Here is a 26,999-nt window from a genome sequence, read left to right as displayed (position 1 = left end):
ACAGACCCCAAGCGTCAGAAACCAGCCATGTCTTCATCACGCATCCTCGCTCCCGCCCTGCGTTCGCTCGTCCGCACCGCCGACGAAGCCGCCGCGCTGATCCGTCCCGGCATGACCGTCGCCATGAGCGGCTTCACGGGCTCCGGCTATCCGAAGGCCGTCCCGGCCGCGCTTGCCGCCCACATCGACGCGGCGCACACGCGCGGCGAGGACTTCCGGATCAACGTGCTGACGGGCGCGTCGACCGCGCCGGAACTCGACGGCGCGCTCGCCCGCACCAACGGCATCTCGATGCGCCTGCCGTACCAGTCCGACCCGACGTTGCGCGACAAGATCAACGGCGGCGAAGTCGACTACCAGGACGTCCACCTGAGCCATGTCGCGCAGTACGCCTGGTTCGGGCTGTACGGCGATCTCGATGTCGCGATCGTCGAAGTCGCGGGCATCCGCGAGGACGGGCTGCTGATTCCGTCCGCGTCGATCGGCAACAACAAGACCTGGCTCGAACGCGCGAAGCACGTGATCCTCGAGGTCAACTCGCGCCAGCCGCTCGGCCTCGACGGGATGCACGACGTCTATTACGGCACCGCGCTGCCGCCGCACCGCAAGCCGATTCCGCTGACGAAGAGCGGCGACCGGATCGGCGAGCCGTACCTGCGCTGCCCGGCCGACAAGATCGTCGCGATCGTCGAGACGGATGCGCCGGATCGCAGCAACGCGTTCTCCGCGCCGGACGCGACGTCCAAGCAGATCGCGCTGCAACTGATCGACTTCCTGCGCCATGAAGTGAAGCGCGGCCGCCTGCCGGAAAACCTGCTGCCGCTGCAGTCGGGCGTCGGCAACATCACGAACGCGGTGCTCGCTGAGCTCAGCTCGGCCGGCTTCTCGAACCTGACCGCGTACACGGAAGTGATTCAGGACGGCATGCTCGACCTGCTGCAGGACGGCACGCTGAGCTTCGCGTCGGCCACCGCGCTGTCGCTGAGCCCGGCCGCCGTGCAGCGCTTCGCCGACGAAATCGCGACGTTCCGCGAGAAGATCGTGCTGCGCCCGCAGGAGATCAGCAACCATCCGGAGCTCGTGCGCCGGCTCGGCTGCATCGCGATGAACGGGATGATCGAGGCCGACATCTACGGCAACGTGAACTCGACGCACGTGATGGGCACGAAGATCCAGAACGGCATCGGCGGCTCGGGCGACTTCGCGCGCAACGGCTACTTGTCGTGCTTCATGTCTGCGAGTACCGCGAAGGGCGGCGCGATCTCGCGGATCGTGCCGATGGCGAGCCACGTCGATCACACCGAGCACGACGTCGCGGTGGTCGTCACCGAGCAGGGTCTCGCGGACTTGCGCGGCCTGTCGCCGAAGCAGCGCGCACGCAAGGTCATCGCGACCTGCGCGCATCCCGACTACCGGCCGATGCTCGAGGACTACTTCGAGCGTGCGTCGCGCGAAAGCTTCGGCAAGCACACGCCGCACCTGCTCGCCGAGGCGCTGTCGTGGCACGAGCGCTACGTGCGCACGGGCACGATGAAGGCCTGACGCGGGGCGAAGCGGGCGCGCGCCGCGCGTGCGCCCGTCAATCCATCGCCGCGTGCGCGATTTCCACGCTCGCCGCCTTCTGCGGCGGGCGGATCAGCAGCAACAGCGGAATCATCAGCAGCGTCGCGACGAACATCAGCTTGAAGTCGTTCAGGTACGCGATCATCGACGCCTGCTGGTTGATCGTGCGGTCGAGCAGCGCGATGTCGACGCGGCTGCCGACCATCGCCTGCACGGCCGGGTTGAACGGCGTGATGTGGGTCGCGAGGTCGGCATGCGCGACCTGGGTGTTGCGCGTCATCAGCGTCTGCACGATCGAGATGCCGATACTGCTGCCGATGTTGCGCATCAGGCTGTAGGTGGCCGTGCCGTCCGCACGCAGGTCGGGCGGCAGCGTCGAGAACGACAGCGCGCTCAGCGGCACGAACACGAGCCCCAGCCCGAAGCCCTGCACCACGCCCGGCCACACGATGTCCGCTTCGGACAGCACGACCGTGTACTGCATCATCTGCCAGAGCGCGAGCGCGGAAATCGCCAGCCCCGCGAGCAGCAGCATCCGCGCATCCACGTATTTCAGCAGCCTGCCGACGAACAGCATCGCGATCATCGTGCCGGCGCCGCTTGGCGCGGTGACGAGGCCCGTCGTCGCGACCGGGTAGCCCATCAGGTTCTGCAGCATCGGCGGCAGCAGCGCGCGGGTCGCGTACAGCACCGCGCCGACCACGAAGATGAACAGCGTGCCCGTCGCGAAGTTCGGGTCGCGCAGCAGTTCCGACTTGAAGAACGACGCCTTGCCGACGGTCGCCGTATGCACGAGGAAGAACGCGAAGCTGAGTGCCGCGACGATCGCCTCGATGCGGATCTCGTACGAGCCGAACCAGTCGAGTTGTTCGCCGCGGTCGAGCATCGCCTGGAACGCGCCGATCGCGAGCGCCAGCGTCGCGAAGCCGAACGCGTCGAACTTCACGTGCGGGCGCGGCGCGCGTGCGGGCAGGAAGGTCATCACGCCGGCGAGCGCGAACGCGCCGATCGGCACGTTGATGAAGAACACCCAGCGCCAGTTGTAGCTGTCGGTGAGCCAGCCGCCGAGCGTCGGGCCGAGGATCGGGCCGACCATCACGCCCATTCCCCAGATCGCCATCGCCTGGCCTTGTTTCTCGCGCGGATTGATGTCGAGCAGGATCGACTGCGACAGCGGCACCAGCGCGGCGCCGAATACGCCCTGCAGCAGGCGCGCGCCAACGATCTGCACGAGCGTCTCGGACAGCCCGCACAGCGCCGACGCGACCGTGAAGCCCGCGATCGACACGATCAGCAGCCGTTTCACGCTGAGCCGGTCGGACAGCCAGCCGGTGAGCGGGGTCGCGATCGCCGCGGCGACGATATACGAGGTCAGCACCCATGTGATCTCGTCCTGCGACGCGGACAGCGTGCCCTGCATGTGCGGCAGCGCGACGTTCGCGATCGTGCTGTCGAGGGTCTGGATCAGCGTGGCGAGCATGATCGACAGGGTCAGCATCGGCCGGTTCAGGGCGGGCGAGGCGGGGGCGTCGGCGGCGGGGTTCAAGCGGGTGTCTCCACGGGGCGGTCGCCGTGGGCGGCGATCCGGTATGGCTGGAATTATAAGCACGCTTATTATATATCCGCTTATCGCCGAGGCATGGCCGGCTTGACCCCTATAATCGCCGGATGGACAAGACTTACGAGAACCGGATCGGCTATCTGATCGCCGATGTCGCCCGCCTGAACGGACGCCTGTTCGACCGGCGCGCGAAGCGCATCGGGCTGACCCGGGCGCAAAGCCGCGTGCTCGCGTACCTGACGTGGAAGGGCGAGATGAATCAGGCGCGGCTCGCCGAATGGCTCGAGATCGCGCCGATCTCGCTCACGCGGTTGCTCGACCGGATGGAAAGCTATGGCTGGATCGAGCGCATCGCGAACGACGACGACCGCCGCGCATTCGTGATCCGGCTGACCGACAAGTCGCGCGAGATCTTTCCGCAGATGCTCGAAGTGGGTGACACCGTCGCCGACGACGGGCTGCGCGGCTTCACGCCCGACGAGCGCGACACGCTGGTGCGGCTGCTCGGGCGCGTGCGCCACAACCTGATCGATTGCGGCGGGGAGTGACGTGGCCCGCCGGTCGGGCGGGCCGGATGAACGACTTGAAAGCACCGGGCGGCAGCGCGCGAGCATGCGGCGTTTGCCCGCATGCCGGCACGCGGCGTTGTCGTCGCCGTTGCGCGGGTGCCGATGCCCGGCGTGGCCGTCGTCCGGCTGGCACACGAGACGATACGCTCGCCATGTTCGACGAAGCGCTTGCGTGGGTATCGACGTCGGCTCGGTTGAGCCGACGCTAGCTGTTACGGCCTCCGGAAGTCCATCTGCTCAACGGGTCAGTGCCGCGAGCGTGTACGCAGCCAGATAAAGCCCCACACCGTAGGACAGATGCGTGATGAGACTGCGCCGGCGCGCGACGCCCGGGTTCGGCGTGCGCGACGCCGCGATGCCGAAACCGAACGCGGGCTGCATCACGAAGAACGGTGCGACGACGCTGGCGAGGCCGGCGACTAGCGCGGGGAGCGGGGTCGGCGCGTCGATCCACGCCGGGCCGGCGATCAGGAGAGGCAGTGCCGCGAACGCGATGCCGATCGCGTAATGCGCGATCCAGCCGAGCGCACGTTCGCCCGGCACGGGCGCCGCGGCTCCGATCGACGCATGCCGGAACCGGCCGTGCATCATGTGGCCGATCCAGCGGCCGACCAGCGCATAGTCGAGCGACGGAATGCCGAATGCACGCCGCCGGAACAGTGTCCACAGATCCATCACGAGCGTGGCGCCCGTGCCGATCAGCAGCAGGTCGGGCAGGACGTCGGGCAGGCTCATCGCGTGCCTCCGCAGAGAAGGGAACAGGCTGCGCGGTGCAGCGGAATACGGCGTGGTTTCAACGGTTTCATGGCGATCCGGGCTTGTCTTCATCGAGTCGAACGACTATCTTGCAACCTCAAGTTCACTTGAGGTCAAGCATGAGCCGGCTGGACATTGCCGAGGTGGCGCGACGCTCGGGATTGCCCGCGTCGACGCTGCGCTACTACGAGGAAAAGGGGCTGATCGTCCCGATCGGCCGCCACGGGCTGCGGCGGCAATACGACGAGTCGGTGCTGGAGCGCCTGGCGCTGATCGCACTGGGCCGCGAGGCCGGCTTTTCGCTCGACGACATCCTCGCGATGGTCGGCACGGACGGCATGCCTGCGATCGATCGCGCGAAGCTCGACGGCAAGGCCGACGAACTCGACCGCACGATCCGCCGTCTCGGCGCCGTGCGCGATGCGTTGCGGCATGCGGCCGTGTGCCCGGCATCGAACCATCTCGAATGCCCGTCGTTCCAGAAGCTGCTGCGGATCGCCGCGCATCGCCATCCGGCCCGCCGCACGAAGACGGAGGGTGCGTAGGCGGCGAGTATGCATCGGCGGGTTGGCCGATGGCAGGGTGATGCGCGGAGTCATGCGGTGCCAGACATCGCAAACTGGAACAACGGGGTTGCAGCGTGTGGATTTTGCTTGTGTTTCCTGCCGCGTATGCGGCATCGCGGGTCGCGCCGCATTACGGGGTGCTCGCCGGGCTCGCGACGGTGGCCGTCGTGATGGTGACGCCGCAAGTGCTGCTGGCGTTGGGAATCGATTGGGTGACTCGGCGGTGCGGGGGCATTGAACCGCCTGTCATGGCCGCTCCGCCTGTACGGACCGATAGTCCGGAGGACGAACTGGCTGACGAGCCCGGCGACGCACCCGATGTGCCGTTTCGATACGGCGAGCGTGCACGATTCTAGCAACTGGTGCTGATCGCCGACGCCGTGCGGTCCGACGTCACGCGCAGTTTCTACGACAAGGCGAAGCTGACGATCGAAGCGTACGTGGATGTCGAGACGGGGCGCGACGGTTCGGGGGCGGCGATGGTGTCGACGGCCGAGCTGGCCCAGGAAGACGCCCCGACCGTCGTGCTGCCGGACGAAATGCTGACCGTGTTCGTGTCGAACGACGGCGCGTGGTCGGGGTTCCGCGTCGGTGACGACACCATCCGGTTCCGCCACGGTGCAATCACGAGAATGCAGCTCACGCAGGTGATTCCGGTTCGCTGGAAGGGCGGCTACATGGTGAAGTTCTGGTTCGACGTACCGAAACGGAACAGTCAAGACGATTGCGGGCCGCATTCGACCTGGTTCTATCTCGCGGCAGATTATTCCGGCCGCCGATCGCGCGTGCTCACCCATGCATGTCGCGAAGTCGCGTCGGTGCTCGACGTCCCGTTCGACGTCGACGAAACCGGCGACGACTGAGTCATCCCGCGTAGTACACGCGGCATTCCTGCTCGCGCCCGCGCACGATGCGCTTGCCGACGAGCGAGCCGTACGTTTCGGTGAAGACGGTCCGCTGATGCTCGCGTTGCAGGGCGTCGTAGAAATAGAGCGAGACCCAGTCCGTCGGGCGGGACGCCTCCGGCGTGCGCATCGCGGCATGCAGGCACAGCGCGGTGAAATGCCAGCCGCCCTTGGTCATGTGCATCACGGGCAGCGGCACGTAGTCGTCCGCATTCGGGCGCCGATGCGCGGTGACGCGTTGTACGACGCCAGGCGTCGGCAACACGCCGGCGGCGGCCTTGTTGCGGTACAGGCGGTCGATGTAGAGCAGCAGTTCGACGGGCGGCTCCGTGCCGCGGCCGGCGTCCTGCACGTGGCCCTGCCAGCGCCGGCGGCGGCTCAGCACGTCGTCGAGCGCGGCGCGGATGCCGGCCGCGCGCCGCGGGCCGACGCCCGAGATCGTTTCGAGCTGGCCGTTGCGGGCCGCGCGTTCGAGTTCCTCGAGCGTATCGATGTGCAGCAGGTCGTGAATGCGCAGCGCGAGCGCGTGGCCGATGCCCGGCACCGCTTCGAACGCGGAGGTGCGTTCGGCGTCGCCGCACAGCCGGTCGAGCTGGCGCCAGCGCCCCGTCACCAGCAGCTCGGCAATCGCCTGGGCGACGCCCGTGCCGACCTCGGGCAGCATCCCGAGCGCATCGACGCCACCGGATTCGAACAGGGAGCGGATGTCGAGGTCGAGCGCGTCGACCGTCTCGGCCGACGCGCGGTACGCGGCGACCCGGTACGGATTCGCGCCCTGGTCAGCCAGCCGCTGCGCCGCCTCGCGCAGGCAGGCCGCGATATGCCGGTTTTCCTCGAACGTTTGGCTGACGGTCGTCTGCATGGCGAGGGATCCGGGGAAGCACAAACGGAATGGACACGGCGAACGATGCGCCGGTCGGCCTTTCATCATTGTCGCGACACGCGATGAAGAAAACTTGACGCACGTCAATGGCAACCGTAGCACAGGTTCGACGCGCACGGTCGTGCCGGAAAGCGGCACGACCGTGCGTCGCGTGAGGCGGTCACGCGTCGAGGAACGACTGCGCGTTTTCGGCCTCGGCGGCCGTGCGCAACGCGGCGAGCGCCCGCTTCTCGATCTGCCGCACGCGTTCGCGCGACATGCCCGCGTCCTGCGCGATCGCGTCGTAGGTGTCAGGCTCGGCGCCGCCGAGCCCGAACCGCCGGCGCAGCACGTCTGCCTCGGCCGGCGTGACCGACCGGAGCAGCGACCTCACGCATTCGCGCATCCGCGTGTCGGCCAGTTGCTCGAACGGGCTGGCCGACGCCTGGTCCTCGATCAGCTCGACGAGGCCGGTGTCCGCGTCGGGCAGCGGCGCGTCGAGCGACACGGGCTCGGCAGGCAGCGCGAGCACCGCGCGCAGCTTGTCCTCGTCGAGGCCGGTTTCGGCGGCGAGGTCGGCCGGCGTCGCCCGGCGGCCCGTGCGCTGCCGAAAACGCAGCGCATGCCGCTGCACCCGCTGGTACTGGTCGCCGACGTGCACGGGCACGCGGATCGTGCGGGCGCGATCCGCGACCGCGCGCGCGATCGCCTGGCGGATCCACCAGGTCGCATAGGTCGAGAACTTGAACCCGCGCCGGTATTCGAATTTCTCGATCGCGCGCATCAGGCCGAGGCTGCCGTCCTGCACGAGATCGGGCAGGTCGACGCCGCGGTTCATGTACTTGCGCGCGATCGACAGCACGAGCCGCAGGTTCGCTTCGAGCATCGCGCGCGTGGCGTCGCGCACTTTCTGCTGGCCGTCGGTGAGCGCGGCTGCGAGTGCCCGCCGCGCGACCGTGTCGAAGCAGGCGGCTTCGCCCGCCGCGGCGCGATGCGGCGCGGACACGAGCGTGCGCACGACGCCGCTCGCGTCGTCGACGGCCGGTGCGACCCACGCGATCGAGCCGAGCAGGGCGGCGACGTGGTTGCGTGCGTCACGGTATTCGTCTGAACGGTAGCCGTGCGCGTGCAATGCGCCGCGCAAGGCCGCGACGGCCGCCTGCAGCGCGTCGTAGCTGGCGGGCGCAGGCGTGTCGCCGGCGTCGTCGTCGGACGACCCGGCTGCGCGGGTCGAAACCGGGGCGCGATGACGCGCGAGCAGCGCGTCCACCGCCGCCGGATAGCCGGCGAGCGCGTGCAGGATCTGGTGGCGGCCCGTCTCGATCTCGCGCGCCAGCACGATTTCGCCTTCGCGTGTGAGCAGCGGCACCGCCTGCATGCGGCGCATGTAGAGGGCGAGCGGATCGGTCGACGCGCTCGTGCCGCGTGCGAGGTCGCCGAGCATCGCGCGGCCTTCGTCGAGCGCATCGCGATCGACGTCGACAGGCGCCGAACCGGCGAACGGCGCAGGCGCGGCCGGCTCGTCGAGCACGGCGATGCCGATGTCGGCGAGCGCGGCGCGCACGACGTCGAGCGCGTCGGGGCTGTCGCTTTCGGGCGGCAGCGCGTCGACGAGGTCGGCGTGGGTCAGATAACCCTGTTCGCCGGCGAGCGCCAGCAACTGGATGATCGGATCGAGCGGCGTGTCCGCCCGGGGAGTGGGCCGTGGCGTAGTCATGTCGATGGCGGCGTGAGCCGCGTTCCTGTCTGGGCGGGCCGAAGTCCGCTGGTTTCGGGCCGCCGGTTGCTCGCGAACCCCGTCCGCGCCGGCCAGCCTGACATCGTTCAAGTTGAGGGCATTTGCGCGAACTTCAACGCGGGTGCGGCAGACGTGCCAGCATGCGGCGTGCCCGCGCGCCCGTCCGGTGCACGAAACAAAAAGTAACCGATCATACCGGGCGGAAATCTGCAGGGGACGTAAGCTAGAGTCAGGCGCGCGCCTGGCGGCGACGCGTGGATTCTGCCGGAGCAACCGATGACCCCGATTCCTGCCGCGAGGTATGCGGTATTCGCATTGACGACGCTGGCCCTCGGCGGCTGTTATTACACGAGTCCGTATGGCTATGCGCCGTACTACACACCGGCGCCGGCCACGCTGACGCAGCGCGAGATCCCCGTCACGCCGGCTGCGCCGGCCACCACTGCGCCGGGCCCGGCTGCGGCGGCGGTCGCGCCGCCGGTGGTCGATCCGGCGCCCGTCTACGTCGCGCCGGCCTATCCGCCACCGTATCCCTATCCGTATCCGTACTATGCCCCCGCGTATTACCCGGGCTGGTACGGCTGGGGCGCACCGGCGATCTCGGTCGGCTTCTGGGGCGGATGGGGCGGCGGCTGGCGTGGACGCGGCGGGTACGGGCATCGTCCGTGGGGCGGCGGCCACTGGGGCGGCGGCTGGGGCGGGCATCGGCACTGACCGGCGCGCGGCGGCACCGCGCGGGAGAGCATCATGAGGAACACGATTGTCCGTAGCCTGTGCGTCGTCCTGCTCGGCCTGGCGGCCGCGCCGGATATTACACAGGCACAGAGCACCGGCTACACGAATTCGCCGGCCGAACTGTTCGCCGGGCCCGCGCCCGACTATCCGGTCGTCGCGCAGATTCCGCCGGGCACCGCGCTGGACGTGTTCGGCTGCCTGAGCGACTACACGTGGTGCGACGTCGCGCTGCCGGGCGTGCGCGGCTGGATCGACGCGCAACTGATCGACTATCCGTACCAGGGCGGTTATGCGCCGCTGCTCGAATATGGCGCGATCGTCGGCGTGCCGATCACGGGGTTCGCGATCGGTGCGTACTGGGATCGCTACTACCGTCACCGCCCCTGGTTCCATGACCGCGATCGGTGGGAACACCGAGCGGAACCGCGGCTCGGCCCGGGCGGCGTGCCGCCGGGACAGGGGCGCCCGCAACCGGGTGGGCCGCCGCAGGCCGCACCGGGCGGACCGCCGCCCGTGCATGACGCGCGGCCGTCCGCTGCACGCGGCGGCTGGAACGGCGCGATTCGCACGCCGCCGCCGGCTGCGCCCGCGCCGGCGCCTGCGCCTGCGCCGATGCCGGGTGCAGCCGGCAATCCGCGTCCGGCAGCGCCGCCGCAGGCCGTCATGCATCCGCCACCGGCCGCCGTCATGCGTCCGCCTCCCGCGCCGGGCGGTGAGGGCCGTTCGATGCCGGTACCGGTGCACCCGGGCGGTGGTTGGGGTGGCGGCGGTGGGCGTCCGCAAGGCGGCGGGAACGGCGGCGGAAGCCACGGTGGTGGCGGAGGCGGCGGCCCGGAAGAATTCCGTCACTGACGATGCCGATGCATTCGGTCGGCGCAGGACGAAAAAAAGCCGCTCCGGAGAGCGGCTTCTGGATCGGGCGAGCGGGCGACGGCCCGCAGCCTGACCGGCTACGTGTTACAAGCAGCCGGCCTTGCTAGTTGCTACCCCAATCAGTCGTCGAGCAGCGACAGGTCGCGCACCGCACCCTTGTCGGCGGACATGACCAGCTTCGCGTAGGCCTTCAGCGCAGCGGACACCTTGCGCGGACGCGGCTGCGCCGGCTTCCAGCCCTTGGCGTTCTGCTCTTCGCGGCGGCGCGCCAGTTCGTCGTCCGACACCAGCACGTCGATCGTGCGGTTCGGGATGTCGATGCGGATCTTGTCGCCGTCGCGCACGAGGCCGATCGCGCCGCCCGCTGCCGCTTCCGGCGAGCAATGGCCGATCGAGAGGCCCGACGTACCGCCCGAGAAGCGGCCGTCCGTCAGCAGCGCGCATGCCTTGCCGAGGCCCTTCGACTTGATGTAGCTGGTCGGGTAGAGCATTTCCTGCATGCCGGGGCCGCCCTTCGGGCCTTCGTAGCGCACGATCACCACGTCGCCGGCCTTGACCTTGTCGTTCAGGATGTTGTCGACTGCCTCATCCTGCGATTCGGTCACGTGTGCCGTGCCTTCGAACACGAGGATGCTCTCGTCGACGCCGGCCGTCTTCACCACGCAGCCGTCGACCGCGATGTTGCCCGTCAGCACGGCGAGGCCGCCTTCCTTCGAGAACGCATGCTCGTACGAGCGGATGCAGCCTTCGGCGCGATCGAGGTCGAGGCTCGGCCAGCGCGTGTTCTGGCTGAACGCGACCTGCGTCGGGATCCCGGCCGGGCCGGCCTGGTAGAACGTGCGGACCGCGTCGTCCTGCGTGCGGACGATGTCCCACTGGTCGAGCGCGTCCTTCAGCGACGGCGCGTGCACGGTCGGCACGTCGGTGTGCAGCTTGCCGGCGCGGTCGAGCTCGCCGAGGATCGCCATGATGCCGCCTGCGCGGTGCACGTCCTCGATGTGGTACTTGTTCGTGTTCGGCGCGACCTTGCACAGCTGCGGCACGACGCGCGACAGGCGGTCGATGTCCTTCATCGTGAAGTCGATGCCGGCTTCCTGCGCGATCGCCAGCAGGTGCAGGATCGTGTTGGTCGAACCGCCCATCGCGATGTCGAGCGTCATCGCGTTCTCGAATGCCTTGAAGCCCACCGAGCGCGGCAGCACGCGTTCGTCGTCCTGCTCGTAGTGCTGGCGGGTGAGTTCGACGATGCGACGGCCGGCGCGCTTGAACAGTTGCTCGCGGTCGGCGTGGGTGGCCACCACCGTGCCGTTGCCGGGCAGCGACAGGCCGAGGGCTTCGGTCAGGCAGTTCATCGAGTTCGCGGTGAACATGCCCGAGCACGAACCGCAGGTCGGGCAGGCCGAGCGTTCGACTTCGGCGACTTCGGCGTCGGAATACGACGGGTCGACCGCGATCACCATCGCGTCGACGAGGTCGAGCTTCTTCACCTCGATGGCCTTGGTGACCGGGTTCGCGAGGCGCGTCTTGCCCGCTTCCATCGGGCCGCCCGACACGAAGATCACCGGGATGTTGAGGCGCATCGCGGCCATCAGCATCCCCGGCGTGATCTTGTCGCAGTTCGAGATGCAGACCATCGCGTCCGCGCAGTGCGCGTTCACCATGTATTCGACCGAGTCGGCGATGATGTCGCGGCTCGGCAGCGAATACAGCATGCCGTCGTGGCCCATCGCGATGCCGTCGTCGACCGCGATCGTGTTGAATTCCTTCGCGACGCCGCCGGCCGCCTCGATCTCGCGCGCGACGAGCTGGCCGAGATCCTTCAGGTGCACGTGCCCCGGCACGAACTGCGTGAACGAGTTGACGACCGCGATGATCGGCTTCGAGAAATCGTCGTCTTTCATGCCGGTGGCGCGCCAGAGCGAGCGCGCCCCTGCCATGTTGCGGCCAGCGGTGGAGGTTTTGGAACGGTAAGTGGGCATGGTCGTTGCTGAAGAAATATCGCGGGAAAAGGGTGGAGGCACGGGGAATAAAGGCCTCTCTCGCGCCCGTGCAAACAACCTCTTGAGCTGCGCCCTGGGCAAACTTCGTGATTATCCCACAGCCGCCGGGCGCGCGGCGCCGGCGGGCAAGGCCGACCGGCGCGGGTGGGGCGCGGCGGGCAGCGCGTGGGCGCACAGGCCGAAAGAACCGAACAAAGCGCGGCGCGAAGACGGAATGGCGGGAGCACGCGAAGCCGGAAGCCGGCCATCGCCAGCGGAGCCCAGCAGCGGCTTCATCGCCCGTCTTGCCGACGACGAAGCCGCGCCGCTCGATCGCGCGTCAGTCGAGCAGCGTCAGGATCTCGTCGTACAGCGCCTTCGGAATCCTCACGCCGTTCGCGATGCTGCGCGCGCGGGCGTCGAAGCGGCGTTGCGACGGCAGCCGCGCACCCTGCGCGACGATCGATTCGAACATCCGTTCGCCGCGCGCGAGCCCCGTGTCGAGATCGTCGCCGAGGAACACCTTCGGGTCGAATGCGATCACGAGCTCGCCGTGGCACGGCGTCGCGCCGACGCCTTCGTCGAAGTCCATCGATTCCCGGCTCGTCATGTCGCCGATCAGCGCGCCGCCGAGCAGTTCGACCATCGCCGCGAGCGCCGAACCCTTGTGGCCGCCGAACGTGCGCATCGCGCCCTGCAGCGCGGCTTTCGGATCGGTGGTCGGCCGGCCGTCAGCGTCGATCGCCCATTCCGGCGGGATCGCCTTGCCTTGCTTCGCATGCAGCTCGATGTCGCCGCGCGCGATCGCGCTCGTCGCGAAATCGAACACGAACGGCACGCCGCCCGGGCGCGGCCATGCGAACGCGATCGGGTTCGTGCCGAACACCGGCTCCTTGCCGCCTTCCGGTGCAACCCAGCTATGGCTCGGGTTCATCGCGATGCCGACCAGCCCCTCGGCCGCGATGGCCTCGACCTCCGGCCACAGCGCGGAGAAGTGGTAGCAGTGGTTGATCGTCATCGCGGCGATGCCGTGCTGCTTCGCCATCTCGACGAGCACCGGCAGGCCGGTCTCGAAGCCCAGCAGCGAAAAGCCGCGATGTGCGTCGACCGAGACGATCGACGACGACAACCGGCGCAGCGTCGGCACGGCTTGCGGATCGACCTTGCCCTTCTTCAGCGAACGCACGCAGACGAGCAGCCGGTACACGCCATGCGAATGGCATTCGTCGCGCTGGCCCTGCGTGATCACGTTGGCGATGGCACGCGCATGCGCGTCGGACATGCCGTTGTGCGTCAGCACGCGCAGCGCGAGCGCGTGGACGTCATCGAGCGACAGGACGATTTCGTCGGTGGAGGCGGTCATCTCACGCCTCCCGCGGCGCGGGCACGCCGTCGATACGTTGCGGCACGTTCAGCGGATTGCCGTTGCGGATCGCGTCCGGCAGCAGCGCATCAGGCAGGTCCTGATACGACACCGGGCGCAGGAAGCGCTCGATCGCGCGTGCGCCGACGGACGTCGTGCGCGTGTCGGACGTGGCCGGGAACGGGCCGCCGTGCACCATCGCATGGCCGACCTCGACACCCGTGCCGAAGCCGTTGACGAGAATGCGGCCGGCCTTGCGCTCGAGCCGCGGGCGCAGCGCGGCGAACAGCGGCGCGTCGCCATCGGCGAGGTGTGCCGCGATCGTCAGCTGGCCTTCGAGCGACTTCAGCACGCGATGCAGCGTGTCGGCGTCCGGGCAACGCACGATCAGCGAAGCGGGGCCGAACACTTCTTCTCGCAATTCGGGATGCGCGACGAACGCGTCGGCCGAGGTCGCGAGCAGTGCCGCGCGGGCCTGCAGGCGGTTGCCTTCGGCGCCTTGTGCGAGCAGCTCGACGGCCGCGTGATCGCGCAGCGCCGCGACGCCCTGTTCGTAGCTGGCGTGGATGGGCGGCGTCAGCATCGTTTGCGCGGGCGCGGCACGCACCGCAGCGGCGGCCGTTTCCTCGAACGCGCGCAGCCCGGGCCCGTCGACGGCGAGCACGAGGCCCGGGTTCGTGCAGAACTGTCCTGCGCCGAGCGTGAGCGACGCGACGAACTGCGGCGCGATCGCATCGTGGCGCGCGTCGAGCGCGGCGGGAAACAGCAGCACGGGATTGATCGAGCTCATTTCCGCATAGACGGGAATCGGCTCGGGGCGCGCGGCCGCGATGTGCATCAGCGCGACGCCGCCGCGGCGCGAGCCGGTGAAGCCGACGGCCTTGATGCGCGGATCGGCGACGAGCGCCTGGCCGATCTCGCGCGACGCGTCGAACAGCAGCGAGAACACGCCGGCCGGCATCCCGCATTCGCGCGCGGCTTGCTGGATTGCGCGGCCGACGAGTTCCGACGTGCCCGGATGCGCCGAATGCGCCTTGACGATCACCGGGCAGCCGGCCGCGAGCGCCGACGCGGTATCGCCGCCGGCGACCGAGAACGCGAGCGGGAAATTCGACGCACCGAACACGGCGACGGGCCCGACCGCGACGTTGCGCAGGCGCAGGTCGACGCGCGGCAGCGGCTTGCGCTCGGGGCGCGCCGGATCGATGCGCGCGTCGAGAAAGGCGCCGTCGCGCACGAGCGACGCGAACAGCGCGAGCTGGCCGACCGTGCGGCCGCGCTCGCCTTCGATGCGCGCGCGCGGCAGGCCCGTTTCGATGACGCAGCGCTCGATCAGGTCGTCACCGAGCGCCGTGATGTGGCGGCCGATCGCGTCGAGAAACGCGGCGCGGGCTTCGAGCGACGTTTCGCGATAGGTGTCGAAGGCGTCGTCGGCGAGCGCGCAGGCCGTTTCCAGGTCGTGCAGGCTCGCACCGCCGAAGGCGGGTTCGAGCCGTTCGCCGGTGGCGGCGGCGATCGCGTGGAGGGTGCCGTTCTGTCCGGCGACGGCGGATGGGCCGATCAGGAGCTGACCTGTGAGTTGCATGGTTTTCCTCGGGAAAAACAGGAGCCGGGCGTGGAGCGCCCGGCCGAAGGGATCATGGGAGAAGGAACGAGTGCGTCAGTCCTCGTCGTCGTCGAGTTGCAGCTTCTCCGAGCGCACGCCGGTGTTCGCCCCCCAGTAATAGATGACGAGCGCGACGGCCGCGACGACGACCGTGTCGTACGGATGGGCAAGCTGGCCCGTGCCGCCGAAGCCGCCGAGATACGACAGCACGATCATCGCGGCATAGAACGCGATCAGCCACGCGGACGAGCGCACCTGCTCGGCGAGGCTAAGGTGCGCGGTCGGCACCCAGCGACGGCACGCGAGATAGATCACGAACATCACGATCTGCAGGCCGAGCAGCCAGGACACCGTGCTCCAGCCCGACCAGTAGACGATCAGCGCGGCGATCACGAACGACGCGGGGCCGGTGATGCCGAATGCGCTGGCGCGGAACGGCCGCGGCAGGTCGGGTGCGGTGCGTCGGAGGGCGGCGACCGAGACGGGGGCGACCGCATAGCTCAGCACCAGCGCGGCTGACACGATGTTGATCAGCGCTTCCCACGACGGGAACGGCAGCGTCCAGAAGATCGCGAGGCCGAACGTGAGCCACAGGCCCGCGCGCGGAATGCCCGATGCTTCGTCGACGCGCGTGAACACCTTGAAGAACGTGCCCGTCTTCGCCCAGCCGTAGACCACGCGCGGCGTCGCGTTCATGTAGATGTTGCCGCAGCCGCTCGGCGAGATCATCGCGTCGGCGACGACCATCACCGCGAGCCAGCCGACGCCGAGCGCCAGCGCGATGTCGCGGTACGGCAGCGAGAACGCCTTGCTCACGTCGTGCCAGCCGGCGGCGAGCATGTCGGTGGGGATGCTGCCGATGAACGCGAGCTGCAGCAGCACGTAGATCAGCGTCGACAGCAGGATCGACAGGATCAGCGCGATCGGGATCGTGCGCTGCGGATTGCGCACCTCGCTCGCGACCGACACGATCGGCGTGAGCCCGAGGTACGCGAAGATGATGCCGCCGGCGGACACGGCCATCTCGATGCCTGGCATACCGAACGGCGCGAAGCCCTGGATCGTCAGGTTCGCGGGCTTGAAGAACGTGAACAGCACCGCGATCACCGCCAGCGGCACGATGAACTTGAAGAGGCTGATGATGTTGTTCGCCTTCGCGAACGTCTTCACGCTCGAATAGTTCAGGTAAAAGAAGAAGCCCAGCAACGCGGCCTGCACGAGCCAGCCGAGCGTGGTCGGGTCGCTCGATCCTGCGACGGTCAGGCCCGGAAACCACGCGGCCGCATACTGGCGCGCGGCGACGACTTCGATCGCGATCAGGCTCGAAAAGGCGATCAGCGTGATGAAGCCCATCAGGTAGCCGAGCAGCGGGCCGTGCGAGAACACCGGGTAGCGCACGACGCCGCCCGCGCGCGGCAGCGCGGCGCCGAGTTCGCAGTAGACGATGCCGAGCAGCAGCACCGCGAAGCCGCCGAGCAGCCACGAGAAGATGCCGGCCGGGCCCGCGATCGTCGACACGTGACTCGCGGCGAACAGCCACCCCGAACCGAAAATGGCGCCGAGACCGATGAACGTGAGATCGGTCAGCGACAGCTGTTTCTTGAACTTGCCGTGACCCGCGTCGGGGTGCGCGGAACGGGAAAGCGGGACAGACGGGTGAGCGTTGCCTTGGCCTGGCATGGGCGTGTCTCCTGGAGGAATGTCGGCACAGGCTCGAGGTGCGCCGCGCTCCGACGGAGCAGCGGCGCCAGCCTGCCGGCCGGCGTCGCCCGGTTCGAACGACCGGGGCGGGCTGCGGGGCGTTCACGCGCGGCGCGCTCGGGCGCCGGTATGAACGGGCCCGCAGGCCATGCCGGACCGAAGACGGCGGCGCGCAGGGGGAAAGCCCGCGTGCCGCCGCAGGGGAAGTCGGTCAGAGACCGACGTCGGGCAGCGCCGGGCGCGTTTCGAGCGCCTTCGCGACGATGGCCTTCACTTCCGCGAGCGTGTCGCCCTGCAGCGCGAGGCGCGGCGGGCGCGTGATCGCGCTGCCGCGGCCGACCAGCTCTTCGCACAGCTTGATGCACTGCACGAGGTCGGGGCGCGCGTCGAGGTGCAGCAGCGGCATGAACCAGCGATACAGCGCGAGCGCTTCGTCGAAGCGCTTCTGCTTCGCGAGGCGGAACAGCGTCTCGCCTTCCTTCGGGAACGCGTTCGACATGCCCGACACCCAGCCTTCGGCGCCGACGGCGATGCTCTCGACCACGACGTCGTCGAGGCCCGCGAACAGCACGAAGCGATCGCCGACGGCGTTGCGCAGGTCGATGAAACGGCGCGTATCGCCCGACGAATCCTTGAAGCAGACGATGTTCTCGCAATCCTGCAGCGCGATCAGCACGTCGGGCGTCACGTCGTTCTTGTAGATCGGCGGGTTGTTGTAGACCATCACCGGCAGGTCGGTGCTGGTTGCGACCGCGCGGAAGTGCGCGGCGGTTTCGTGCGGCTTCGCCGAGTAGACGAGGGCGGGCATCACCATCACGCCGTCGACACCGACGCGCTGCGCCTCACGCACCGTGTTGCGCGCGAATTCGGTCGTGAATTCGGCGATGCCGGCGATCACCGGAATCTTGCCGCCGGCCGCGTCGCGTGCGGCCTCGATCACCTGGAGCTTCTCGCTCGTCGACAGCGACGTGTTCTCGCCGACCGTGCCGCAGACCACGAGGCCCGATACGCCGTCGTTCACCAGGTTCTTCACCACGCGGTGCGTGGCATCGATGTCGAGGGAAAAGTCCGGCTTGAACTGGGTGCTGACGGCCGGGAAAACCCCGGTCCACTGAATGGCGTTTCGGCTCACTTCAATCTCCTACGTGTTTGTATCGGTCGGCCGACAGGTGTCGGTGTGGCAACCAGTATCGCCGCGCAAATGCCCATCACGCTTGAGTCGTATCGCGGAGCAAAATGACGAAATCGGCACAGCGGCCGGACGGCGCGGGAAGGGCGCTTCGCACTATGCCGATTTCGTCGTCGTCCTCATCGAAAAGCCACAAGCGGGCGGACGCGCGACGGAGGAAGCTGTGCTCCTTTCCCCACTTCGGACAGCTCATGATGAAGCGCATCCAGATCATCGATTCGCACACGGGCGGCGAACCCACTCGGCTCGTCGTGTCCGGTTTCCCCGCGCTCGGCAGCGGCACCATGGCCGAGCGCCGCGACGTGCTCGCGCGCGAGCACGACCGCTACCGCACCGCCTGCATTCTCGAACCGCGCGGCAGCGACGTGCTGGTCGGTGCGCTGCTGTGCGAACCCGTGTCGCCCGAGGCGGCGGCCGGCGTGATCTTCTTCAACAATAGCGGCTATCTCGGGATGTGCGGGCACGGCACGATCGGTGTCGTGCGTACGCTGCACCATATGGGGCGCATCGCGCCCGGCGTGCACCGGATCGAGACGCCCGTCGGCACCGTCGAGGCGACCCTGCACGACGACCTGTCGGTCAGCGTGCGCAACGTGCCTGCGTATCGCCATGCGAAGGGCGTCGCGCTCGACGTGCCGGGTTACGGCCCCGTGAAGGGCGACGTCGCGTGGGGCGGCAACTGGTTCTTCCTGATCAGCGACCATGGGCAGCGCGTTGCCGGCGACAACGTCGCGGCGCTCACCGCGTATGCGTCGGCCGTGCGCGAAGGGCTCGAACGCGCGGGCATCACCGGCGCGAACGGCGGCGAGATCGACCATATCGAGCTGTTCGTCGACGATCCCGAGCACGACAGCCGCAGCTTCGTGCTGTGCCCGGGCCTCGCGTACGACCGCTCACCGTGCGGCACCGGCACGAGCGCGAAGCTCGCGTGCCTCGCGGCCGACGGCAAGCTCGAACCGGGCGCCGTTTGGCGGCAGGCGAGCGTGATCGGCAGCGTGTTCCAGGCGAGCTACGAAGTGGCCGACGGCGGCATCGTGCCGACGATTCGCGGCAGTGCGCACCTGAGCGCGGAAGCGACGCTGCTGATCGAGGAAGACGATCCATTCGGCTGGGGTATTGCGCCGTGAGCGACACGAAGACGGATGTCGTCGTGATCGGCGCCGGCATCGTCGGCGCGGCGTGCGCGCACGAACTCGCGCAGCGCGGGCTGCGCGTGCTCGTCGTCGACGACGCGAGCGGCGGGGCAACCGGCGCGGGCATGGGGCATCTCGTCGCAATGGACGACAACGCGGCCGAACTCGCGCTCAGCCATTACTCGATCGAACTGTGGCGCGCGCTGAGCGGCGAGATGCCGGAAGGGTGCGCGTACCGCAACTGCGGCACGTTGTGGCTCGCCGCCGATGCGCACGAAATGGATCTGGCGCGCGCGAAGCAGGCGACGCTGGCCGCGCATGGCGTGGCGGGCGAGCTGATCGACGCGGCGACGCTCGCGCGGCTGGAGCCGATGCTGCGCGCGGGCCTCGGCGGTGCGCTGAAGATTCCCGGCGACGCGATCCTCTATGCGCCCGTCACCGCGAACTGGCTGCTGCAGCGCGCGCCGCGCATCACGTTGCGGCGCGACCGGGCCGTCGCGGTCGACGGCCCGAGCGTGACGCTCGCGAGCGGCGACACGCTGCGCGCGGAGCGGGTGGTCGTCGCGAACGGCGTCGCCGCGCGCACGCTGCTGCCCGAGTTGCCGCTGCGCCCGAAAAAGGGCCATCTGCTGATTACCGACCGCTATCCGGGCCAGGTGTCGCACCAGCTCGTCGAGCTGGGCTATGCGGCGAGCGCGCATGCGAGCGACGGCACGTCGGTCGCGTTCAACGTGCAGCCGCGGCCGACCGGCCAGTTGCTGATCGGTTCGTCGCGCCAGTTCGACACCGAGGACGCGCAAGTCGACCCGCCCGTGCTCGCGCGCATGCTGCGCCGCGCGGTGGGTTATCTGCCGGACCTGGCCGACCTGAACGGGATCCGCGCATGGACGGGGTTCCGTTCCGCGAGCCCCGACGGGCTGCCGCTGCTCGGCGAGCATCCGGCGCGGCCGGGCGTGTGGCTCGCGGTCGGGCATGAAGGGCTCGGCGTGACGACCGCGCCGGGCAGCGCGCGGCTCGTCGCGGCGCTGATGGCCGGCGAACGGCCGCCCATCGATATCGAACCGTATTTGCCGGGACGCTTTCTGAGCGCGTCCCTCGTAGCCGGAGCGCTGACATGAAACGACCCCCACGCTCTCATCGTTCGCTGTCGACCGGTGTTGGCGCTTCAGAGCTGACTCCCGTCCCATGCACGGCGCCCCTCGCAGCGGCGGCCCGGCGGAGGCTGAGATGAAACGACCCCCACGCTCTCATCGTTCGCTGCCCCCCGCGGGGGCGGTCAGCCTCCTTGGGGCGGCCCGGCGGAGGCTGACATGATCATTCATCTGGACGGCCGCGCGCTGACGGTGGCCGACGGCGCGACCGTCGCGGCCGCCGTCGCGGCGAGCGGCGACGACACGACGCGCGTGTCGTGCACGGGTGCGGCGCGTGCGCCGTTTTGCGGGATGGGAATCTGCCAGGAGTGCAGGATGACGATCGACGGACGCCGCCGGCTGGCCTGCCAGACGCTGTGCCGCGACGGAATGCAGGTGGAGCGCACGCGATGAAACAGGAACGATTGAGCGTCGACGTCGCGATCGTCGGCGCGGGGCCGGCCGGGCTGTCGGCCGCGCGGGCCGCCGCACGCAGTGGTGCGACGGTTGCGATCGTCGACGACAACCCGCGGGCGGGCGGGCAGATCTGGCGGCAAGGCGCGGCGGCGATGCCGACGCCGGCCGCCGCCGAGCGGCTCGCCGTATTGCGGCAGCCGAACGTCACGCATCTCGCGGCGACGCGCATCGTCGCCGAAACGCAGCCGGGCACGCTGCTGCTCGAAGACGACGAACGCGGGCTGTTGCTCGATTTCCGCACGCTGATTCTCTGCTGCGGCGCACGCGAGCTGCTGTTGCCGTTTCCGGGCTGGACGCTGCCGGGTGTTACCGGCGCGGGCGGCTTGCAGGCGTTGATCAAGTACGGCCTCGACGTGCGCGGGCAGCGCACGGTGATCGCGGGCAGCGGGCCGCTGCTGCTGGCGAGCGCGGCGACGGCCCGTCAGGCTGGCGCGCGCGTGTCGCACGTGCTCGAACAGGCCGCATGGGGCGACGTGGCCGGTTTCGGGGCAGGGCTGTGGCGCTGGCCGTCGAAGCTCGCGCAGGCCGCGAAGCTCGTCACCGCCGCCTATCGGCCTGATGCGCATGTCGTCGAGGCGTTCGGCGACAAGCGGCTCGAACGCGTGCGGATTCGTCAGGGCGATCGCGAGTTCGACGTCGACTGCGACCGGCTCGCGTGCGGCTTCGGCCTCGTGCCGAACACCGCGCTGCCGAGTCATCTCGGCTGCCGGATCGACGATGGCGCGGTGGCGGTCGATGTGCACCAGCGCACGAGCCGCGATGGTGTTTTTGCGGCGGGTGAGTGCACGGGCGTCGGCGGCAGCGAACTGGCGATGGTCGAAGGCGAAATCGCCGGTTTGGCGGCGACCGGGCAGACGGCGCCGTTGGCCGCGCTGGTTACGCAACGGGCGCACTGGCAGGTGTTTGCCGATGCCGTACGCGAGCGCTTTGCGATCCGCGAATCGATCCGCCGGCTCGCGCGGGCCGACACGTTGCTGTGCCGTTGCGAGGACGTGCGTTTCGATGCCGTCGCGCAAGCGCCGGGCTGGACGGCCGCGAAACTGCAGTCACGTTGCGGGATGGGCGCGTGTCAGGGGCGCGTGTGTAGCGCGGCTGCGCAGGCGCTGTTCGGCTGGACGCCGCCGATGCCGCGTACGCCGCTCGTGCCCGCGCGGGTCGGCACGCTGATGCTGGACGGTACGGCATCCTGCGACGGCGCGTGACGCGTCGCGGCACCACGGCACCACGGCACCACGGCACCACGGCACCACGGCAACACGGCAACACGGCAACACGGCAACACGGCAACACGGCAACACGGCAACACGGCAACACGGCAACACGGCAACACGGCAACACGGCAACACGGCAACACGGCAACACGGCAACACGGCAACACGGCAACACGGCAACACGGCAACACGGCAACACGGCCCGGTTGACACCGGGCCGCGCCATTCATTCCACCTTCACTTTCTCCCATCCGCCGACCTGCGGCGCCGCACAGGCGCGCAGGCACTCGATCGTCGCGGCCACGGCCGCGCGATTCGCGCTGTCGGGGTGCCAGTACATCGACACCGCGCCTTGGCCCTCGAGCTGCATCGGCAGGATCCGGATCGCGTTCAATTGCGCGAAGCGCTGCGCAGCGCGGTGCGATGCCACGCCGAGCAGGTCGGTGTTGTTCAGCAGCGTGAGGTTGAGGATCGACGAATTCGATTCGACGCAGTGCGGCGGCCGCACGCGGCCGGCGGCCGACAGCGCGGCCTCCAGCGCGTTGTGCACGGGCGTGCCCGACGGCCACACGATCCACGAGTAGGCGAGCACGTCGTCCCAGCCGACCGACGTTGCACCGGCGAGCGCGTGGCCGGGCCGCGCGACGAACACGACCGGATCGACATACAGCGCTTCGGCATGCAGCAGCGGATCGACGGAGGTCGATCCCGAGCGGCCCACGACGATATCCAGTTCGCTGCGTGCGAGCTGCGGCATCAGCTGGTTCATCGTGCTTTCGGTCATCCGCACCTGCGCTCGCGGCATCCGTTTCAGCAACTGCGACACCGCGAGCGGCACCGTGTCGGCCGCCGCCACGCCGGACGTGCCGATCGTCACGAGGCCGCTGCCGCCTTCCCGCAGCGCAGCCATGTCGTCACGTGCGACGTCGAGCTGCGCTTCGACGCGGCGCGCATGCTCGATCAGCGCTTCGCCGTACGGCGTCGGCCGCAGGCCGCGCGCATGCCGTTCGAACAGCGGCAGCCCGACATCCTCTTCCAGTTCCTTCAGCCATTTCGACAGCGCGGGCTGCGTGGTGGCGAGCGCGACCGCCGACTGGCTCAGATTGCCGGTGCCGGCAAGGCTCAACAGTACCTGCAGATGCCGCAGTCGCAGCCGGTGGGTCCAGTCCATCGCATGCCTCGTCGCGAGTAGGTATATCCAGAAACATATGGATCAGATGATTTGACCATTTTACCGGGTATGTCTTGGTCGAATATAAATCCACTAACGGACTGCAGCACGGTTCCCGCCCCGACATAGCGCCGACGCCGATCGGCCGATTCCAAGGAGACATCATGACGACCCACCCGGACGCGTCGCGCGCCGCCTACTACGCACGGATCGCCGAGCAACGCCTGGCGCCGCTGTGGGAATCGCTGCACAACCTCGTGCCGAAAACTCCGCAGCCGGCCGCGCAGGCCGCGATCTGGAAGTACGCGCAGGTGCGCGACCTCGTGATGCAGGCCGGCAGCGTGATCAGCGCGGAAGAAGCCGTGCGCCGGGTGCTGGTGCTGGAGAACCCGGGGCTGCCCGGCAAGTCGAGCATGACGCCGACCCTGTACGCGGGCCTGCAGCTGATCCTGCCGGGCGAGATCGCGCCAAGCCACCGGCACACGCAGTCGGCGCTGCGCTTCATCGTCGAAGGGCGTGGCGCGTGGACGGCCGTGAACGGCGAACGCACGACGATGTATCCGGGCGACTTCATCATCACGCCGTCGTGGGCTTGGCATGACCACGGCAACCCGTCGGAGGAAGCGGGCGGCGAGCCGGTCGTATGGCTCGACGGGCTCGACATCCCGCTGCTCGCGAATCTCGACGCAGGCTTCGCGGAGAACTACCCGGAAGCCGTGCAGCCGGTGAATCGCCCGGAAGGCGACAGCTTCGCGCGCTTCGGTCACAACATGGTGCCGGTGCGGCATCGCGTGAGCGATCCGACGTCGCCGGTGTTCAGCTACCCGTATGCCCGCACCCGCGAAGCGCTCGACGCGCTGTACCGGAACGGCGAGCTCGACGCGTGGGACGGCGTGAAGCTGCGCTACGTCAACCCCGCGACGGGCGGCTGGCCGATGCCGACGATCGCGACCTTCATGCAGTTCCTGCCTGCCGGTTTCGACGGCCGCACGTACCGCAGCACCGACGCGACGATCTACTGCGTCGTCGAAGGCCGCGGCACCGCGCATATCGGCGGCGTTGCATTCGATTTCGAGCCACACGACATCTTCGTCGCGCCGTCGTGGGCGCCGGTGCGGCTGTCTGCGTCGTCCGACAGCGTGCTGTTCAGCTATTCCGACCGGCCTGTGCTGTCCGCGCTGAACCTGCTGCGCGAAGCGCGCGACTGACGCCGGCCGGTTTCGACGATTCGTTTCCCGTTTCCCGTGCGTCGCTGCGGCGGCGCGCCCCTTCATTCGTATTGACACTGGAGCCATTCATGACTTTCGTTTTCCCGCCCGAAGCGCCCGTGGCGCTCCCCGTTGCCGGCAGCGACGCGCAGTTCGCGGTACGCCGTGTGTATTGCGTCGGTCGCAACTACGCGGCCCATGCACGTGAAATGGGCTTCGATCCCGATCGCGAGCCGCCGTTCTTCTTCTGCAAGCCGGCCGACTCGATCGTGCCGGTCGCGTACGGCGACACGCTCGACCTCGCCTATCCGTCGCAGACGCAGAACTATCACTACGAAGCCGAGCTTGTCGCGGTGATCGGCAAGGGCGGTTCGGACATCCCGCTCGAGCACGCGCTCGAACACGTGTGGGGCTACGCGGTCGGCCTCGACATGACGCGCCGCGACCTGCAGATGAAGATGCGCGAGATGGGCCGTCCGTGGGAAATCGGCAAGGCATTCGACCGCTCGGCGCCGATCGGGCCCGTGCATCCGGCGAGCGACGTCGGTCACTTCGAACAGGGCGGCCTGTGGCTGACCGTCAACAATGCGACGAAGCAGAAGAGCGACGTGTCGCACCTGATCTGGTCGGTCGCGGAAACGGTGGCCGACCTGTCGAAGTTCTTCCGCCTCGAACCGGGCGACGTGATCTTCACGGGCACGCCCGAAGGCGTCGGCGCGGTGGTCGCGGGCGACGTGATGAAGGTCGGCGTCGAACGGCTCGGCGAGCTGACCGTGCGCGTGGTCTGACGCATCTTCATCGAAAGGCGACATCGTGCAACTGCATAGCTTCTTCAACAGTTCGACGTCCTACCGGGTGCGCATCGCGCTCGCGCTGAAAGGGCTGCCGTACGACACGCTGCCGGTGAACATCCGCACCGGCGAGCATCGCGAGGCGGCGTACGTCGCGAACGTGAACCCGTCGGCCGCGGTGCCGGCGCTGGTCGATGGGGATTTTCGTCTCGGGCAGTCGCTCGCGATCCTCGATTACCTCGACCAGATCCAGCCGACGCCTCGACTGATTCCGCTCGAACTGCACCATCGTGCGCGCGTGCTGGAACTCGCGACGCTGATCGCATGCGACATCCATCCGGTCAACAACCTGCGCGTGCTGCGCTATCTCGACACCGAGTTGAAGGTCACGCCGCAGCAGAAGACCGCGTGGTACCGGCACTGGATCGCGGAAGGGATGGCCGCCGTCGAGCGGCTGCTCGCGCGCGCGGACGACGGCCCGTGGTGCTTCGGCGACACGCCGACGCTCGCCGACGTATGCCTCGTGCCGCAGGTCGCGAACGCGTTGCGGATGGATTGCGACTTGAGCGCGTATCCGCGCAGCCTCGCGGTATATGAACACGCGCGGCACGAGCCGGCGTTCGAGGCCGCGCAACCGCAGCGGCAACCGGATTATGTCGCGTAACACGAAGCAGGAGACAGACATGGGCGAGACACAACACAACGGCCGGCGCGTGCTGGTGATCGGCGGCGGCATCGGCGGGCTCGCGACGGCGCTCGCGCTCGCGCGCCAGGGCATCCGCGTGAAGCTGCTCGAACAGGCCGACCGGATCGGCGAGATCGGCGCGGGGATCCAGCTCGCGGCGAACGCATTCAACGCGCTCGACGCGCTGGGTGTCGGCGAGGCCGCGCGCGGCCGGGCGGTGTTCACCGACTGGCTGCAACTGATGGATGCGGTCGATGCGCGCGAGGTGGCGCGCGTCGATACGGGCGCCGCGTACCGCGAGCGCTTCGGCAATCCGTATGCGGTGATTCATCGCGCGGACATTCACCTGTCGATCTACGAGGCGGTCAAGGATCATCCGCTGATCGAATTCCGGACGAGCACGCAGGTGTGCGGCTTCGAGCAGGACGGCAACGGCGTGACCGTGACCGACCAGCACGGCGAACGTTATCGCGCCGATGCGGTGATCGGCTGCGACGGCGTGAAATCCGCGATCCGTCAAGCGCTGATCGGCGACGCGCATCGCGTGACGGGCCACGTCGTGTATCGCGCGGTGGTCGACGTCGACAACATGCCGCAGGACCTGCAGATCAATGCGCCGGTCGTGTGGGCAGGCCCGCATTGCCATCTCGTTCACTACCCGCTGCGCGGCGGGCGGCAGTACAACCTCGTCGTCACGTTCCACAGCCGCGAGCAGGAAACCTGGGGCGTGCGCGAGGGCAGCAAGGAAGAAGTGCTGTCGTACTTCGACGGCGTCCATCCGCTGCCGAAGCAGATGCTCGACCGGCCGACGTCGTGGAAGCGCTGGGCGACCGCCGATCGCGATCCGGTCGAACGCTGGAGCGAAGGCCGCGCGACGGTGCTCGGCGACGCCGCGCATCCGATGACGCAATACATCGCGCAGGGCGCGTGCCAGGCGCTCGAGGACGCGGTGACGCTCGGTGCGGCCGTCGCCCGGACCGATGTCGACTTCGAGGCCGCGTTCGCGCTGTATGAACGTGTGCGGATTCCGCGCACCGCGCGCGTGCTGTATTCGGCGCGCGAGATGGGGCGGATCTATCACGCTAAGGGCGTCGAGCGGCAGGTGCGCAACGGCCTCTGGGTCGGCCGCACGCAGGCGCAGTTCTACGACGCGCTCGACTGGCTGCACGGCTGGCGCGCGGAGGATTGCCTGAAGTCCGTCGCGTAACGCGGCGCGGTTGGCCGATT

24 protein-coding genes are annotated in these 26,999 nt (G+C 68.8%); 14 read left to right on the top strand and 10 right to left on the bottom strand.

Annotated elements, in window-relative coordinates; genetic code table 11:
• Window positions 1–27 precede the first annotated feature (27 nt).
• Complete coding sequence (locus CFB45_RS24255; protein WP_089427734.1) at window positions 28–1,542, top strand: acetyl-CoA hydrolase/transferase family protein; 1,515 nt, start codon at window positions 28–30, stop codon at window positions 1,540–1,542.
• A gap of 37 nt (window positions 1,543–1,579) precedes the next feature.
• Here the strand turns inward: CFB45_RS24255 and CFB45_RS24250 are convergent, their stop codons facing one another.
• Complete coding sequence (locus CFB45_RS24250; RefSeq protein ID WP_089427733.1) at window positions 1,580–3,109, bottom strand: DHA2 family efflux MFS transporter permease subunit; 1,530 nt, start codon at window positions 3,107–3,109, stop codon at window positions 1,580–1,582.
• A 122-nt stretch (window positions 3,110–3,231) separates the two neighbouring features.
• Between CFB45_RS24250 and CFB45_RS24245 the strand changes: the two genes are divergently transcribed.
• Window positions 3,232–3,672: a MarR family winged helix-turn-helix transcriptional regulator gene (locus CFB45_RS24245; protein ID WP_047850156.1), complete on the top strand. Its 441-nt coding sequence runs from the start codon at window positions 3,232–3,234 to the stop codon at window positions 3,670–3,672.
• Window positions 3,673–3,930: 258 nt separating this feature from the next.
• On the opposite strand, the gene CFB45_RS24240 is transcribed toward CFB45_RS24245, so the two are convergent.
• Window positions 3,931–4,428: a DUF2938 domain-containing protein gene (locus tag CFB45_RS24240; RefSeq protein WP_089427732.1), complete on the bottom strand. Its 498-nt coding sequence runs from the start codon at window positions 4,426–4,428 to the stop codon at window positions 3,931–3,933.
• Between the two features lie 140 nt (window positions 4,429–4,568).
• On the opposite strand from CFB45_RS24240, the gene CFB45_RS24235 reads away from it, so the two are divergent.
• Both CFB45_RS24235 and CFB45_RS39095 read left to right on the top strand, forming a co-directional pair.
• On the top strand, window positions 4,569–4,994 hold the full coding sequence (locus CFB45_RS24235) for a helix-turn-helix domain-containing protein (protein WP_089427731.1): 426 nt from the start codon (window positions 4,569–4,571) through the stop codon (window positions 4,992–4,994).
• A gap of 383 nt (window positions 4,995–5,377) precedes the next feature.
• Window positions 5,378–5,878, top strand: a complete 501-nt coding sequence (locus CFB45_RS39095; protein ID WP_089427730.1) for a hypothetical protein — start codon at window positions 5,378–5,380, stop codon at window positions 5,876–5,878.
• Between the two features lies 1 nt (window position 5,879).
• Here the strand turns inward: CFB45_RS39095 and CFB45_RS24225 are convergent, their stop codons facing one another.
• Together CFB45_RS24225 and CFB45_RS24220 are read right to left on the bottom strand one after the other, a co-directional pair.
• Window positions 5,880–6,782 carry a helix-hairpin-helix domain-containing protein gene (locus tag CFB45_RS24225; protein ID WP_089427729.1) on the bottom strand — a complete coding sequence of 301 codons (903 nt, stop codon included), beginning with the start codon at window positions 6,780–6,782 and terminating at the stop codon, window positions 5,880–5,882.
• Between the two features lie 181 nt (window positions 6,783–6,963).
• On the bottom strand, window positions 6,964–8,499 hold the full coding sequence (locus CFB45_RS24220; protein ID WP_089427728.1) for a sigma-70 family RNA polymerase sigma factor: 1,536 nt from the start codon (window positions 8,497–8,499) through the stop codon (window positions 6,964–6,966).
• A gap of 297 nt (window positions 8,500–8,796) precedes the next feature.
• Here CFB45_RS24220 and CFB45_RS24215 point away from each other — a divergent pair, with 297 nt between their 5' ends.
• Window positions 8,797–9,234, top strand: a complete 438-nt coding sequence (locus CFB45_RS24215) for a hypothetical protein (protein ID WP_089427727.1) — start codon at window positions 8,797–8,799, stop codon at window positions 9,232–9,234.
• 33 nt (window positions 9,235–9,267) lie between these two features.
• Window positions 9,268–10,107, top strand: a complete 840-nt coding sequence (locus tag CFB45_RS24210) for an SH3 domain-containing protein (protein ID WP_089427726.1) — start codon at window positions 9,268–9,270, stop codon at window positions 10,105–10,107.
• Between the two features lie 140 nt (window positions 10,108–10,247).
• Here CFB45_RS24210 and ilvD read toward each other — a convergent pair whose 3' ends face one another.
• The 5 genes from ilvD to CFB45_RS24180 all read right to left on the bottom strand — a co-directional run bounded on the left by ilvD (window position 10,248) and on the right by CFB45_RS24180 (window position 17,909).
• Window positions 10,248–12,107 carry a dihydroxy-acid dehydratase gene (ilvD, locus tag CFB45_RS24205; RefSeq protein ID WP_089427725.1) on the bottom strand — a complete coding sequence of 620 codons (1,860 nt, stop codon included), beginning with the start codon at window positions 12,105–12,107 and terminating at the stop codon, window positions 10,248–10,250.
• 340 nt (window positions 12,108–12,447) lie between these two features.
• Window positions 12,448–13,470, bottom strand: a complete 1,023-nt coding sequence (locus tag CFB45_RS24200; RefSeq protein WP_089427724.1) for an Ldh family oxidoreductase — start codon at window positions 13,468–13,470, stop codon at window positions 12,448–12,450.
• Between the two features lies 1 nt (window position 13,471).
• A complete protein-coding gene (locus tag CFB45_RS24195; RefSeq protein ID WP_089427723.1) occupies window positions 13,472–15,055 on the bottom strand; it encodes an aldehyde dehydrogenase (NADP(+)) in 1,584 nt (527 codons plus the stop codon).
• A 75-nt stretch (window positions 15,056–15,130) separates the two neighbouring features.
• Window positions 15,131–16,756: an APC family permease gene (locus CFB45_RS24190; protein WP_089427722.1), complete on the bottom strand. Its 1,626-nt coding sequence runs from the start codon at window positions 16,754–16,756 to the stop codon at window positions 15,131–15,133.
• Window positions 16,757–16,988: 232 nt separating this feature from the next.
• On the bottom strand, window positions 16,989–17,909 hold the full coding sequence (locus CFB45_RS24180) for a dihydrodipicolinate synthase family protein (protein WP_006484863.1): 921 nt from the start codon (window positions 17,907–17,909) through the stop codon (window positions 16,989–16,991).
• Window positions 17,910–18,160: 251 nt separating this feature from the next.
• Between CFB45_RS24180 and CFB45_RS24175 the strand changes: the two genes are divergently transcribed.
• The 4 genes from CFB45_RS24175 (at window position 18,161) to CFB45_RS24160 (ending at window position 21,908) form a co-directional block, all read left to right on the top strand.
• Window positions 18,161–19,093, top strand: coding sequence for a 4-hydroxyproline epimerase (locus CFB45_RS24175; protein ID WP_089429122.1), 933 nt, complete (start codon window positions 18,161–18,163; stop codon window positions 19,091–19,093).
• Entirely contained in the window at window positions 19,090–20,217 is a 1,128-nt protein-coding gene (locus tag CFB45_RS24170; protein ID WP_089427721.1) for an NAD(P)/FAD-dependent oxidoreductase, read from the top strand. The genes CFB45_RS24175 and CFB45_RS24170 overlap by 4 nt, the downstream gene beginning before the upstream one ends.
• Before the next feature lie 192 nt (window positions 20,218–20,409).
• Complete coding sequence (locus CFB45_RS24165) at window positions 20,410–20,643, top strand: 2Fe-2S iron-sulfur cluster-binding protein (RefSeq protein ID WP_012338331.1); 234 nt, start codon at window positions 20,410–20,412, stop codon at window positions 20,641–20,643.
• Complete coding sequence (locus CFB45_RS24160; RefSeq protein ID WP_089427720.1) at window positions 20,640–21,908, top strand: NAD(P)/FAD-dependent oxidoreductase; 1,269 nt, start codon at window positions 20,640–20,642, stop codon at window positions 21,906–21,908. The genes CFB45_RS24165 and CFB45_RS24160 overlap by 4 nt, the downstream gene beginning before the upstream one ends.
• 235 nt (window positions 21,909–22,143) lie before the next feature.
• Here CFB45_RS24160 and CFB45_RS24150 read toward each other — a convergent pair whose 3' ends face one another.
• Complete coding sequence (locus CFB45_RS24150) at window positions 22,144–23,088, bottom strand: LysR family transcriptional regulator (RefSeq protein WP_089427719.1); 945 nt, start codon at window positions 23,086–23,088, stop codon at window positions 22,144–22,146.
• Window positions 23,089–23,252: 164 nt separating this feature from the next.
• On the opposite strand from CFB45_RS24150, the gene gtdA reads away from it, so the two are divergent.
• From gtdA to CFB45_RS24130, 4 genes are all read left to right on the top strand, one after another.
• The gene (gene gtdA, locus CFB45_RS24145) at window positions 23,253–24,296 is read left to right on the top strand and encodes a gentisate 1,2-dioxygenase (RefSeq protein ID WP_089427718.1); all 1,044 of its coding nucleotides are present in this window, start codon (window positions 23,253–23,255) and stop codon (window positions 24,294–24,296) included.
• A gap of 89 nt (window positions 24,297–24,385) precedes the next feature.
• The gene (locus CFB45_RS24140; protein ID WP_089427717.1) at window positions 24,386–25,084 is read left to right on the top strand and encodes a fumarylacetoacetate hydrolase family protein; all 699 of its coding nucleotides are present in this window, start codon (window positions 24,386–24,388) and stop codon (window positions 25,082–25,084) included.
• 25 nt (window positions 25,085–25,109) lie between these two features.
• Entirely contained in the window at window positions 25,110–25,751 is a 642-nt protein-coding gene (gene maiA, locus CFB45_RS24135; protein WP_089427716.1) for a maleylacetoacetate isomerase, read from the top strand.
• A 19-nt stretch (window positions 25,752–25,770) separates the two neighbouring features.
• On the top strand, window positions 25,771–26,979 hold the full coding sequence (locus CFB45_RS24130) for a 3-hydroxybenzoate 6-monooxygenase (RefSeq protein ID WP_089427715.1): 1,209 nt from the start codon (window positions 25,771–25,773) through the stop codon (window positions 26,977–26,979).
• Window positions 26,980–26,999: the final 20 nt, after the last annotated feature.

Origin of the sequence: Burkholderia sp. HI2500, from assembly GCF_002223055.1 — a bacterium.
GTDB lineage: Bacteria > Pseudomonadota > Gammaproteobacteria > Burkholderiales > Burkholderiaceae > Burkholderia.
Note: the sequence above shows the minus strand (reverse complement) of the source record. Positions and strands in the feature narration are given on the sequence as shown.